This is a genomic window from Pseudoalteromonas sp. 19-MNA-CIBAN-0066, assembly GCF_040308705.1.
GTDB classification, from domain to species: Bacteria; Pseudomonadota; Gammaproteobacteria; order Enterobacterales; family Alteromonadaceae; genus Pseudoalteromonas; species Pseudoalteromonas nigrifaciens.
Genome location: NZ_JBEONZ010000028.1, coordinates 14,384 through 27,934, shown reverse-complemented (window position 1 = coordinate 27,934; position 13,551 = coordinate 14,384). Strand labels below are relative to the sequence as shown.

General features: G+C 38.7%; 12 protein-coding genes. 8 read left to right on the top strand and 4 right to left on the bottom strand.

Annotated features, from left to right (window positions below; genetic code table 11):
- Positions 1-41 precede the first annotated feature (41 nt).
- From AAEZ18_RS14305 to ccoG, 3 genes are all read left to right on the top strand, one after another.
- Positions 42-596 (top strand): YceB family lipoprotein, encoded by a 555-nt coding sequence (locus AAEZ18_RS14305; protein WP_011328566.1) that lies wholly within the window; start codon positions 42-44, stop codon positions 594-596.
- Between the two features lie 192 nt (positions 597-788).
- A complete protein-coding gene (locus AAEZ18_RS14300; RefSeq protein ID WP_011328565.1) occupies positions 789-2,207 on the top strand; it encodes a sigma-54 interaction domain-containing protein in 1,419 nt (472 codons plus the stop codon).
- Between the two features lie 146 nt (positions 2,208-2,353).
- Positions 2,354-3,736 (top strand): cytochrome c oxidase accessory protein CcoG, encoded by a 1,383-nt coding sequence (gene ccoG / locus AAEZ18_RS14295; protein WP_167376935.1) that lies wholly within the window; start codon positions 2,354-2,356, stop codon positions 3,734-3,736.
- Positions 3,737-3,814: 78 nt separating this feature from the next.
- Here the strand turns inward: ccoG and AAEZ18_RS14290 are convergent, their stop codons facing one another.
- Entirely contained in the window at positions 3,815-4,729 is a 915-nt protein-coding gene (locus AAEZ18_RS14290) for a M14 family metallopeptidase (protein ID WP_089368508.1), read from the bottom strand.
- 250 nt (positions 4,730-4,979) lie between these two features.
- Here AAEZ18_RS14290 and AAEZ18_RS14285 point away from each other — a divergent pair, with 250 nt between their 5' ends.
- A complete protein-coding gene (locus AAEZ18_RS14285) occupies positions 4,980-7,175 on the top strand; it encodes a UvrD-helicase domain-containing protein (RefSeq protein ID WP_350551920.1) in 2,196 nt (731 codons plus the stop codon).
- A gap of 49 nt (positions 7,176-7,224) precedes the next feature.
- On the opposite strand, the gene AAEZ18_RS14280 is transcribed toward AAEZ18_RS14285, so the two are convergent.
- On the bottom strand, positions 7,225-7,812 hold the full coding sequence (locus AAEZ18_RS14280; RefSeq protein WP_197182989.1) for a hypothetical protein: 588 nt from the start codon (positions 7,810-7,812) through the stop codon (positions 7,225-7,227).
- 245 nt (positions 7,813-8,057) lie between these two features.
- Here AAEZ18_RS14280 and AAEZ18_RS14275 point away from each other — a divergent pair, with 245 nt between their 5' ends.
- A complete protein-coding gene (locus tag AAEZ18_RS14275) occupies positions 8,058-9,689 on the top strand; it encodes a cyanophycinase (protein WP_197182988.1) in 1,632 nt (543 codons plus the stop codon).
- A 78-nt stretch (positions 9,690-9,767) separates the two neighbouring features.
- Here AAEZ18_RS14275 and AAEZ18_RS14270 read toward each other — a convergent pair whose 3' ends face one another.
- Positions 9,768-10,166, bottom strand: coding sequence for a YkgJ family cysteine cluster protein (locus AAEZ18_RS14270; RefSeq protein ID WP_197182987.1), 399 nt, complete (start codon positions 10,164-10,166; stop codon positions 9,768-9,770).
- A 165-nt stretch (positions 10,167-10,331) separates the two neighbouring features.
- Between AAEZ18_RS14270 and AAEZ18_RS14265 the strand changes: the two genes are divergently transcribed.
- Complete coding sequence (locus tag AAEZ18_RS14265; protein WP_197182986.1) at positions 10,332-10,580, top strand: hypothetical protein; 249 nt, start codon at positions 10,332-10,334, stop codon at positions 10,578-10,580.
- A gap of 128 nt (positions 10,581-10,708) precedes the next feature.
- Here the strand turns inward: AAEZ18_RS14265 and AAEZ18_RS14260 are convergent, their stop codons facing one another.
- Positions 10,709-11,590, bottom strand: a complete 882-nt coding sequence (locus AAEZ18_RS14260; protein ID WP_197182985.1) for an SDR family NAD(P)-dependent oxidoreductase — start codon at positions 11,588-11,590, stop codon at positions 10,709-10,711.
- Positions 11,591-11,770: 180 nt separating this feature from the next.
- On the opposite strand from AAEZ18_RS14260, the gene AAEZ18_RS14255 reads away from it, so the two are divergent.
- Together AAEZ18_RS14255 and AAEZ18_RS14250 are read left to right on the top strand one after the other, a co-directional pair.
- Positions 11,771-12,271 carry a nuclear transport factor 2 family protein gene (locus AAEZ18_RS14255; RefSeq protein WP_197108764.1) on the top strand — a complete coding sequence of 167 codons (501 nt, stop codon included), beginning with the start codon at positions 11,771-11,773 and terminating at the stop codon, positions 12,269-12,271.
- A gap of 237 nt (positions 12,272-12,508) precedes the next feature.
- Positions 12,509-13,483: a transposase gene (locus AAEZ18_RS14250; RefSeq protein ID WP_350551917.1), complete on the top strand. Its 975-nt coding sequence runs from the start codon at positions 12,509-12,511 to the stop codon at positions 13,481-13,483.
- The last annotated feature ends 68 nt before the right edge of the window (positions 13,484-13,551 follow it).

Sequence of the window (13,551 nt, the reverse complement as noted above, 5' to 3'; positions counted from 1 at the left end):
TTTTTTATACCCATCACTTATAATAATTTAGAGAGTTTTTTATGAAAATATTATTTATTATTGCCGCATTATTTTTAACTGCATGTAACGCTACACAAGGAATGTCTGTTTATTCATTTACTAACGCCGACGTGGAGTCGTTATTAACAAAACAGCTTCCTAAATTAAGCGAACAGGTAAGTTTAATGGGATTACCAGTAGAGTTTGATGTAAACGATGTGAGTGTAAATATTGGTCCAGAAAATCGTGATGTTGTAGTGCTAGGCGCCGATTCAAGCGCTAACATTAGTGCTTTTGCATTAAAATACCCAGTACGCTTAAAGCTGCAAATAGAAGGTAGCCCATTTTACGACAGCGAGAAAAAAGCGGTGTTTTTACGTAATATAAAATTACTAGATTCGAGTGTTGATGCTGGTGGTTTTAAAGGTAATTTAGGTGCGCTAGACGAACAAGCTATGGATATTATTAACCGCTTTTTAGCTGTAAACCCAGTGTATGAGCTAAATATGAACGATCCTAAAATGGCCTTGCTAAGTAAACTACCACTTGATATGAAAGTGGTTGCAGGCGCTATAAAATTGGTTCCACGCCTTTAAGTTAGTTGTAAATATAGTCTAGTTAGCATAATAAGGTAACTAGGCTTTGTTTTCTGTCATAAATTTTTGTATTTTCGTAATTCTATTGTCACTCCCTTCCTCCAGCGCTATTAATTACTAATAATAATTTTTGCAGTGCACTTTTTGAATTAAATTGTCATAATGATCGCGATATTTCGCGAGGGCTATTTTATGATAAAACAATTTTTAAACGATCCTAGTTTATTACTCAACGCAGTGGGCGAAGGAATTTATGGCTTTGATCTGTCGGGTAATGCCGTGTTTGTTAACCCTGCGGCCGAGCGCATGACGGGCTGGAGTGCAGAGACACTATTAGGTAAAAAAATTCATCAATACCATCATCATACTCATGCCGATGGCACGCCTTATCCAGCCGACGAATGCCAAATATATTGCACCATGTTTGACGGTAAACGCCGTGAAGTGAAAAACGAAGTTTTTTGGCGCAAAGATGGCAGCTCTTTCCCTGTTGAGTACACATCGACACCAGTTTATCGAAATAATGAATTGATAGGTGCGGTAGCGGTATTTCGCGATATTTCTCAGCAGCAACAAACACAAAATGCATTACAAGATGCACTTGCACAAGTAAAACATTTGAGTGAACAGTTACAAGATGAAAATAATTATTTAATAGCAGAATTAAACGAAGATTGGCAAGACTCTGGCTTAGTAGGTAAAAGCCACGTGTTTCAAACCATGTTAGAGCAAATTAAGTTAGTGAGCGAAACCGATACCACAGTGCTTATTTTAGGCGAAAATGGTACAGGTAAAGAGCTGGTTGCCCGAAACCTATACAGATTAAGTAAGCGTAATAAACAGCCCTTTATAAAAGTGAACTGCGCAGCATTTACGCCAAGCTTATTAGAGTCAGAGCTGTTTGGCCATGAGAAAGGCGCGTTTACTGGTGCTAATGAGCGCCGTAAAGGGCGTTTTGAACTAGCCGACAAAGGTACCTTATTTTTAGATGAAATAGCAGAGCTGCCGCTTGAAGCGCAAAGTAAGTTGCTTAGAGTGTTGCAAGAGCAAGAATTTGAACGTGTTGGGGCAAGCAATACATTAAAGGTAGATATTCGCGTTATTGCAGCAACTAACCGCGATCTATGGGAAATGGTGCAAAAAGGCAGTTTTAGAATCGATTTATACTATCGCTTAAATGTATTTCCTATAAAAGTGCCAGCGCTGAGAGAGCGCAAGGAAGATATTCCTTATTTATGTAGTAATTTAATAGTGCAGTTAAATAAACGTTTAACTAAGCAGCTTAAGGGATTAAGTAATAAGGCAATTTCTCAACTACAAGCTTATGACTGGCCAGGCAATATTAGAGAGTTACAAAATGTACTAGAGCGCGAGGCCATTTTGTCTAAGCAAGCCGTTTTACAATTAAGTCAGCCATTACAAGCAATATCACAAAGTACTATAAACCCAGCATTAACGCTCAATGAAATGCAAAAACAGCATATTATTACTGTGCTTAAGCTGTCGGCTTGGCAAATATCGGGGAGTAAAGGTGCCGCTGCAAAACTTGGTATGCCAGAGAGTACCTTACGCTCTAAAATGCACAAGTTAGGGATTAGCAAGATTTCGTGATATATCGCGAGGATCGCTTTATTTCGCGAGTTTGAGGTTTTTAATAATAAGTAAATCACTTAAATATCAATGCAATGCCTTTACTTTCAGCTTGGTCTGAAAGTTGCAAATACTTAACTAACATCCGTTATGATTAAGTAAGTACTATGAAGTTTGATATTAAAGAAGAAGATATGATCATCAAGCCCTACAAAAGCGAAGGGCCAATTTATATACGTGAGCAAAAAGGCTTTTTTCAGCGTATACGCCGTAACTTAGGCTGGTTATTAATGCTTACGTTTATTGCAATACCGTGGATCCAATATAACGGCCAACAAGCGGTGCTATTAGATGTAGCAACGCAAAAGTTTACTATTTTCACTTTAACTTTATTCCCGCAAGATTTTATTATTGTAGCCATGTTGTTTATGGTGGGGGCCTTTGCGCTATTTTTTGTAACCAACTGGTTAGGCCGCGTTTGGTGTGGTTATACTTGCCCTCAAACTATTTGGATGTTGATGTTTTCGTGGGTTGAGCAACGCGTTGAAGGCACACGTAATCAGCGTATACAGCTTGATAAATCTGCATGGGGTTTTACCAAATGGCGTAAAAAGCTTACTAAACACAGTGCTTGGTTGGTGCTATCACTATTAACTGCCACTTCATTTTTAACTTATTTTATACCCGCAAAAACATTGTACTTAGAAATGCTTACTTTTGAGTGGTCGGGTATTACCAGCTTTTGGGTGTTTTTATTTGCTTTGTGTACATATGGTAACGCAGGGTTTTTACGTGAAAAAATGTGTACTGTGGCGTGTCCGTATTCGCGTTTTCAATCTGTTATGTTTGATAAAGATACACTCGTGGTTACTTACGATAGCGCGCGCGGTGAAAACCGTGGCCCACGTAAACGTAAGGCCGACCCAAAAGCACTTAACTTAGGTGACTGCGTAGATTGTAATTTATGTGTAGAGGTATGCCCAGCAGGAATAGATATTCGAAATGGTTTGCAATATGAATGTATAAACTGTGGCTTATGTATTGATGCTTGCGACGATACTATGAATAAATTTGGTTATGAAAAAGGGTTAATAAAATACGCTAGTGGAGAGCAAATGGCGGGTAAAAAAACCAACCCTTTTAGGCTTAAATTGGTTGGATATGGTGTTTTGACCGTGATGCTAATTGTAGCTATGTTTGCTTGGGTGGCACAAAGAACACCAATTGAAGCCTCGGTACTGCGCGATAGAGGCGCCTTGTACAGAGTAAATTATGAGGGTTTAGTAGAAAACCCTTATACGTTAACGATTATAAATAAAACCCAACAAACATTGCACTACACTATTGCTATATCAGGCTTAGCAGAGGCTAAATTAACTAGCCCAGATACAACACTAATTCAACCTGGAATGATGAGGCGTATACCCGTAACGGTGACTGCAGATGGCTTTGATATTTCAAACAAGGTAAGTAAAGTTAAATTTATTATTTTTGCAGAAGAAGATCCGAGCATTAGCATAACGAAAGATAGTTACTTTTATAAAAATTAAAAGTATAAAAATGCCCAAGCTAGTTTACCTACTTGGGCATTTTAATAGGATTATTAATTGTATATATTTAAACCCAGATCACAGATTAATTATGTAATCTAATGCGCTCGTAATTACGGCTACTTGCGCCAAAATACATTCTTCGTCACTTGCTGTAGGGCTATCTGGGTATACTTCAGTGGTGGTTACATAAGGTGCATTGGTAAAGCCCATACATAAACCTAATTCGCGAGCAGCGTAGTTGATCACCCCAAATTGCTCTTGTGGCACACCAATAAGTTGGTTATTTTCATCACTTGGGGCAATGTGGGTTACTTTTGCTACGCTATCAATAATGGCTTTTTGAAATGCAGCCTCAGGTTTAGTGCTATCGGCCACTAAATAAAAACCATCGGGAATATTCCAATTAGTATTTACTGTGCCTTCGCGTGCAGCTAGTGCCGGGCGAAACTCGCTGTTGTCGCTGTCGGTCGTTTCGTGCAAATCAATATGAGCAATTAAATCTAACTCAAGGGATTTTACATACGCCATAATCGCCGCCGACTCTTGCGCTGGGCTACCTTCATAAAATGAGCGGTTAGGATCAATGGCTTCTGGGTTCCAGCGGTTTATCGTTTCGTACCCCCAAGGGCTAATACAAGGTGCGATTACAATATTAAAATGCTGACTATATTTTTGCGCTGCCGTTTTTGCAAACCTAAGCGCGCCGTGTACACCGCTAGTTTCGTAGCCATGTACACCACCGGTAATTAAAACGGTAGGTTTGTTAGTGTTAAAGTCAGCGGTTTTTAAAACAAATAAAGGATATTTGCCTGCAACGTAATTTAGTTCGCCATATTGTTCTACATTTAGCTCATCTTTGAGCTCGTTAATGAGGGTTACTACTTCATTTTGATAGCTGCGTTTAATATTTTGGCGGGTTAACCAATCGGCTTTATCGTTGTTATTCCACTTAGTGCCAGGTGTGCCAATAGGATATGTGCTGTTAGTCATAATAAACCTTTAATAATAATTATAATTAACCTTATAGCAAGGCTATATAGCAAATGCAGTTAATATAATTAGTAAATAAAGGCACAGCTTAACGCTGACTAAAATAAGGCGCAAATTAAAACGATAAACAGCTGTTTTAATTTTTTAAATTAGCTATTTACTAAGCTCAGTTATAGTAAGTTGTTAAATTAAATGTATTATAAAAGAGTATGTTACAATTGTTTTATTACCTACTTAGATATTGAGTATTATGGCGCAGTATTTTGCCACACCTAGTTGGTTAGGCCGTTTTTTCACCCGTATTAAATTACTCAGTATTGAGCAGGAAAGCTTAGTGATTGAGTTTAAAAACGCGACTAAGCAATCGTTTTTAATCAAGGATTTTAACGATTTTTCGCAGTTGCAAAACCGGATATTTAGCGCCAAAATTAATTTAACTCTAGGTGAAAATAGTGCTCATACTACTATTAGCTTTTTAAACAAAGCACAGGCAAAAGCACTAAACATTGCAATTAACCAATATTTTTCGCAAGCGCTTGAACACAAAATAAATAATGCTAAAGCTTTATTAAAGCGCACTGCGTTAGATGAGTATTTACGCGACAGTAATACCACAATTTTAAGCGCTGAGGTGTTTTCACTGAGCAAGCGCTATCAGCAAAACCGCAATGTGTGGCAAGGGTATTTACCTTCAAATAGTAGCCAGTTTTTATCGGTATTGGCCAGTGCAAAAAATAAGAATGATGCTATTGCACAACTGCGTAATAAATATGAGCGCAAGCAACTTGCTCAACGAGCTGATTTTTATAATAACGTGGAGTCAAACCCATTAACTAATGAGCAGCGTCTTGCTGTAATACGCAATAACGATAAAAATTTAGTATTGGCTGCTGCAGGTACCGGTAAAACCTCAGTTATGGTAGCCAAAGCACTTGATCTAATTGCCACAAAACAAGCAATGCCAGAGCAAATACTGGTACTTGCTTATAATAAAACAGCGGCGCAAGAGCTTAAAACACGCTTTATTAAACGCGCCCAGCAGGCTAAATTATCAAGCAAGTCACCAGAGGTTTTAACTTTTCATGCGTTAGGGTTGCAGCTGCTACAGCAGGCAGGTAAAGGTTGCAACATATCGCCTTTTGTAAGTGATTTTGGCGCGCTGTCGAGCTGGCTAACATCATGGCTAAGTGAGCAAGTACAAGGCCAACCGGTATTATTAAGCGCCTTTATTGCTATGCTCGATAAGCCTTTAGTATCCTGCGATACTCATAAAAGTAAGTTTAATGCTACGCAAGTACTGGCAATATTAAAAGACTCAGGGCAGCTTAAGCATGAGGTTGATAAATATTTAAAATGCTTAGCAGCTATAAGGGCTGAACAGTTAACCGATAGCGAAATTACTCAGCGGCTTAAGCGCCAAAATAATCAATTAAATACTGTTCAACTAAGTACCAATCAATTAAATACGAGTCAAGTTAATAGCAATCAAAAAAGCACTAATCATCACAGTGCGGCCGCGCAGTTATTAATTGCTATGCATCGCGCTTATAAAACGCAACTCATTGCGCAAAACTGTATTGATTTTGACGATATGATTTTACAAGCTACTCAGGCTGTAAATAAGCAGCAAGTGAATGTGCCATGGCAGCATATTTTAGTGGATGAATTTCAGGATATTTCTGCTGCACGTATGGCTTTATTAAACAGTTTAATTAAGCATGGTCATAAGGTGCGTTTTACCGCTGTAGGTGACGACTGGCAGTCAATTTATCGGTTTTCTGGTGGTAACTTAGCACTTACCACACGTTTTAATGAGTTAGTGGGTAGTCATTCGTTAACGTTGTTGCAAAAAACATTTAGGTATAACAATAGTATAAGTGACGTAGCGGGGTGTTTTGTTATGCAAAACCCTGAGCAGTATAAAAAGCTCATTATTACTCATACACAAGTGGCTGAGCCTCAAGTTATTTTATTAGATGACGTGTACCAAGGTAAAAAGTCGTTAGAGCTAAAAACCCAGCAAGCTATCAATACTATTCAAAAACACCATGCAAACGCGAGTATTGCTGTATTGAGCCGTTATCGTTATACGCTCAACAAAGTGCAACAGCATTTAGCCTCACAACAAAAAAGTGCAAACGTAGCATTTTTAACCCTGCATAGCGCCAAAGGGTTAGAAGCAGATTACTGTATTATTATAGGGTTAGAGCAGGGGAAGTTTGGCTTTCCGAGTAGTCAGCAAAATAATCCGCTGCTGGAGGCTTTACTACCTAGCCAAGACACCTTTGCTTATTCAGAAGAGCGGCGTTTATTATATGTGGGGCTTACCCGAGCAAAACATAAGGCTTACTTAATTGCCGATGCTAAACAGCCGTCGTTATTTATTAAAGAATTAATAAATGACAACTATCCAATTCATATTGCATCTACTTTGTTTAGCAAATAACAAAAAGCAATAGTATGCAGTGACTGTAACCAGAGGCTGTTGTTAAGCGCTAACTTGGTGAGTTAATTAATGGTTCATACTGATATAAATTAGCGTATTGACGTTGGTGTTCGGCAAATAAATAAGCTCTTAATTGTTCTTTACCAGTATGAATGTGTTTTATTTTAGCTGCAAGGCCATGCTTGCTTTGCCTTACAGGCTCAATATCCATAGATACAGATTCTTTATTTGGTAGGGTAAATTCTACGTGTTGAACTTTTGATAAGTTTTTGTGTTTACCTGTGGGCTTTAAAAATACACCTGTGCTTGAAATTGATTCAATGCAAAAGCCTTGGCTTTTAATATTTAAATGGCTCCAGCGCCAACTGCGTTGAGTACCTTTAGTATCAATAACTTCAGGAGCGCTTAAAGTGGGTGTAATTGTGCCGGAACTATTAATTTTTAAGTGTAGCGGAAACCACAGTTGATAATGGGCAACCTCAGCCAGCAGAGTTAAATTGGCATTGCTAAGTAACTGCGCAACACTAACAGGCACACTGCTTTGCATGGTTAACATAGGCTCATGAGGTAATGCAGGTTTTTGATCGGATTTAAATAAGTCAGATAAAAAGTCTATTTCTTCAGCAGAAAAATCCATATTCCATACTCGGGTTGCCTAAAATATAAGCATAAGTTAAACAAAACACCGGCTCAATAAACAGCGTGTTTAATTTTGTTTAGGTACTATTTAACCGCTTTAGGTAGTTAGTATCTTTAGCTAAACAAAGCGATACGCGCGTTATTGGCTTAACACCATATCTAGATTCAGATATAAAGTTGCAGCCCAAGTTATTAAAAATTAACATGATGTAATTACAAGCCACTTCTTATTTGGGTTATATCATGACGCATGCATTTACACATTACAGACAACAGCAATTGGCCCGCTTTTTAGCTGTGTTATTAAGCATTACGTTTTGTGCTAGTTTAACGGCCGCAGAGCAAAGCCAAACGTTAATTTTAGTTGGTAGCGAGCTAAGTAGCTGCAGTAGTTTAAACACGCAGCAGTGCGATAAAAACACCCAAATAGCGGGTAAAGCAGAGCATTTATTTAGCGTTACGGCTGAAAAAGTTAAAAAAATCACTCAGCGGTGGCCAAGTACTAATCAAGAAGTTAAAAGTAGCACAGCTAAAGTTTTATTTGCGATACAGGCTAAGTCATCAGCATCAATAACTAAGCCTGCACTGTTATGGCACTGGCGCGATATTGATAATACCCAGCTTAATAGCCTGTCGGAGCAAGAGTATCATTTTGTTATGGATATGCTTGAAGTGCCTCAGTTTAGTTCTCAAGGGCAGCGATTAGCAGAGCAAGTTAACCCTAATTTGAATAATGAACCGACTATAAACAATATACTACAATTTATAACGGGTAGTTTAAAGGTAGCTAACGAACAACCAAGTATGTTGGCAATTACAGCAGCAAGCCGTGACCCTTATGCTGCTGCCGATTTTACTCAAGGTTTATTGAGCACGGCAAGTGTAAACAGCCAATGGTTAGCATTGACCCCTGCATTAGTTAAAGCAATTACTACAAACACCTGTGAAAAATTACCACAATATAGGCAATCAGAAATGCGCTTGTATAACCGTGAGGCTATTTATCCCGATCGCATCCAAGCAGAAAATACCCTTTGCAGTAATGGCGTTAATAGCTTGGTAAAGCTAATAAACAACAGTACAGGAGTGATTTTTAATAATGGCGAGCAAGACTTAACGCGCAGCGTACTGTTTGATGAAAACAACCAAGCTTACCCGTGGACTAAAGCATTGCAAACACGCCCTGTTGTTATAGGTAGCGGCGCGGGGGCGGCTATTCAAAGCGGTGGCAAAAACACAAGTGGTAACATAGCTACAATTACTAAAGGGTCGAGCCTTTTGGCTTTACAGGCAGATATTAACGATAGTTCTATGTTTAATCTTGCTGGTGGCCTTGCAACATTTAATTATGGCATGATCGATACTCACTTTAGTGAACAAAACCGTACATTAAGGTTGGCAACAGTACTTGATAAAACGCAACAAAAGTTTGGTTTTGGTATTGATGAAGCCACGGCATTAGTCGTTATAAAGTCATCCGCAGGTAACTTAATTACCGTAATAGGTAAAAGTGGTGTGGTATATTTAAAAGCAAAAGGCAATCAGCATTATAACTACTCATACTGGCCTGCAGGCAGCGTTATTGATATTAAAAATGAAGACTTTACCCTAAGCCAGCGCAGCATTGAAAAAGCTTTAGCAAATATTAAAATACCAGCATTACCGCTACAACGATTTGGCTCTATATTAACGAATGCAAAATTACGCTCACTTATTCAAGCTATGTGTTTAAGCCAAGAGCAAAGTACAGTTGCCCAACAAGATCAGTTTATATTGAGCTTAAGTGTACAAGCTAACACTGCGTATCATCGTATTAATAAGGATCAATATGGCTGTGCTATCAGTCATTTAGAACTTGCAGTGAGTACATTTTAGTTCTGAAAGTTTACTAGAGCGTGTTTAATTAAAACGGCCAAAATATTGTTTATAAAACTATATTGGCCGTTTTAATACTTAGTAGCCAGCGGGGCGGCTATCACGCATGATAAAATCTAGTTTTATTTGTGCTTTTATTGGCTGCGACAGATCAGTTATTTCAATCATTTCGCATTCATCTCTGATCATTTCAGCTATTAGGCTCGGATAATGACGGCAGTCTTCGGGGCGGTCTAAGTAAATACTGCAAGTATATTTATTTTTCGCTTGAGGGTTTGTTTTAGGCTCAACCTCTAAAAAAGGGCATCTGCTTAGCCTAACGCCCGATTTAGGATCGAACCATATCTCATTATTTTTAACAAATTCAAAGATTTCAGGGTTAAATATTTCCCATAAATCAATTTCTTCTTGGGTAGCACTCAAGTCGCCATCGCCGTATTTAATACAACATTTACCGCATTGATTACAGTCTTTCATAGTTTGCCAGTTAGCATAATAACCAGGCCACAGTGTAGCACTTATATTGATATGCGGTGTTGTTGGCTAAAAGGTTTAAGTTTTTACCAAGAGTATATAAAATAGCGAGCATATTGTATTACTAAGCTTTGCAGTACGCGGAGCATGATTAAAAGAGTTATAAAAATGAGCGAAGAGCAAAGTGTAATTGATAATCTAGCCGACCTTGAAAGTTTTTTACTTAATGTAGAAAGCGGTGGTTTTGGACTTAAAGGTGTTGCCGGTGTTGGTATGGCTACTAATAACAAGGATGGCAGCCGTTTTGTTGCTGTGTTTGACGATAATCAAAAGCTACTTTTAGCACGCATGATTACAGAAAACGTATTCCAAACAGGGCAAGACATGGTTCGTAATGGTGTAGGGCGCAAGCATTAACTATAATAGTTAAAACGCCGCTTTAATTTAAACTGTTAAATTAAAGCGGCGTTTATTTTGTTTTTAGCCTATAAGCTTATTTAAGGTTTATAGGCGCTATCAACTTCAACAGCCTCATCTATAACTTATTAATAAATAATGGCAGGGTTTGGCTTATTCGGCGAACCTAACATTTCGCGATAAGATGGTGGCTGCAAACCTTCTCTGTCGGTAATATTAAAATGCTTAGCTATTTCGGCAGCAATTACAGTGTGCCCGTTAAGCTCGTCACCTTTAGGGTCATTAGCAATAGCATAAACAATATCACCAATAAATTCTGGTGACTCTGCGGTTGCCATAAACTGCTGGTATTGCTCTTTATCTAGTTTACCTATAATGGCCGAACGTTCGGTTAAGAGTGGCCCCATCCAAATAGATACAGCACGCATACCTGTGCCTTTAAAGTCTACCGCCATATCATGAGCAAGCTTATCAAGGCCCGCCTTTTGTGCACCATAAGCAGGCCCATGAATATAACAACTAGCACCAAATGATGAACCAAACATAATTAAGCCACTGTTATGCTTAGCCATTAGTTTTGCGCCATGCCAACTAGCCACGTAAGCAGAGCGTAAACCTACATCTAAAATTTTACCCGCATCAATCTCTTTTTCCCAAAATGGCTTTTGTTCAACTAATTGATCATGAATAAATGCAGCGTTATTAACCAAAATATCTAATCGGCCTTGCTCTTTTTCAACCTGAGCAAACAATGCGGCGGTTTGTGCATCGTCACTGTGATCGCACACCACAGCAATACCTATACCACCTGCTTGATTAATTTGCTCGGCAGTTTCATATACTGTTCCGGGTAATACCGAGCCATCCCACCCTAAAACTGAGCCTGTTTTTATACTGCGGCCAGTAACATAAACTGTCATGCCTTTTTTACCTAAAGCTAAGGCAATGCCTCTGCCTGCACCGCGGCTAGCACCGGTTACAATGGCAACTTTTGCTTCTTCCTGTTGCATGAATTCCCTCATTTAAAAAACGACACATAAAAAATACTAAAGGTTAAATTGGCTAACCAGCTCAATTTAGTTTCGATAGTAGTCGTACTAGTAATAAAGATATATTTGTATTGAAATTAGCATGTAAAGCCTTAGTATAAAAGCCTAGCTTAAAAATCAACCAAAAAACAAAGGGCTGCTATGAAATATACAAAGACTACCGAGCAACGTTTACAGCAACTAGAAGACAAGCAATCAATATTAGAGTTGAAATATCGCTACCTAAATGCCTGCGATGAAAAACAACCTGAGGTGGTAACTAATTGTTTTATTAGCGGCGAAGTAGATATTAACTTTGGTCACATTGGCCAATTTAACCGACGAGAAGATTTTGTGGCTGTTTTTAAAGATCTTGGTTGCCACGACCATATAGTTGATATGCATCACGCACAAAATCCGGTTTTTTTAGAGCTCACCAACAATACAGCCAAGACTAAAATTAACCTTCGCTTTCAAAGTATCAACACCAAAGATAAGCTCCATGTGCAATTAGGTGGCTACTACCTCGACGAATTTGAAAAGCAAAGAGACGGTCAATGGCTGATCAGCAAAAGTGCATTTATAATAAATTCGGTAAGCATGAGTGATTTTTCAGGTGAATATAGCAAAGTGGTTTATAGCGGAAGCTGCATGCCAGACTAGGTTACTGTATATTTTTTAAATTCAGGAAAGGTAGCAATAAAGTAACTGAGCGTGTTGCGAAGTAATTGATTTTGGTTATTTAAAAGGCTTTTAAAGTTGGTCGGTATGGAGAGATATTAAACAGACACCCATCTTAATATTTGTAAAAAGATATTAAACAGACACCCATCTTAATATTTGTAATATCAGTGTAATTAACTAAGCTCTGGTTAGTGCAATAATTAAGCAGGGTGTCACATGGTTATCGCAAGAAAGCGTCAGGTAAGTTTGGTCGATACAAAATACTATCACTGTATTTCGCGCTGTGTACGCCGTGCATTTTTATGCGGCGTAGACAACTTTACTAATCAATCGTATGAACATCGCAGAGGGTGGGTTGAAAGCAAATTACTTGCCCTCGCTAACGTATTTTGTATCGATGTGTGCGCGTATGCAGTAATGAGTAATCACACCCACTTAGTACTCTATGTTGATGATAAAAAAGCCAAGCGACTAACCGATAAAGCCATTATTCAGCGGTGGCACAGGCTTTGTAAAGGCACTGTACTCACTAACAAATATCTGCAAGGTGAAGAGCTAAGTAAAATTGAATGGCTCTTTCTAAATGAAACAATCATTGAATACCGAGAACGCTTAGCTAATATCAGTTGGTTTATGCGCTTATTAAATGAAGACATTGCGCGCAGAGCTAATAAAGAAGATAACTGTACCGGCCGCTTTTGGGAAGGACGCTTTAAATCACAAGCCCTCTTAGATGAAGCCGCATTAATCGCCTGTATGGCATATGTTGACTTAAACCCAATAAGAGCAAAGGCAGCAACAACACCAGAAACATCAGAGCATACCAGCGTAAAAATACGCATTGAAAGTGCCACTGCAGGTAAGCAACCGAAGCAACTCCTGCGCTTTTCAGGTAAATCAAAAAAGCACATGGCAAAAGGATTACCCTTTGCGCTTAAATCTTACCTTGAACTAGTAGAATTAACCGGACGTTGTATACGCGAAGGTAAAGCAGGCTATATCGAAAGCAGCACTTTACCCCTGTTACAAAGAGTAAACATTACCCCCGAAAACTGGCTAAAACTCACCACGCAATTTAGTCGCGTATTTCATGGTGCAGTAGGTCGCCCAGCGTCACACGAAGGATACTGCGAACACCTAAACAGAAAGCGGCGCGCAAACGTTAGTAACTGCGAAAAACTACTGGCTTAAAGCGTTACTTCAAAAAGTTACCCGTTATTTCCCTTCACTGTGAAAGCACAGTATTTCGCATGCCTAAA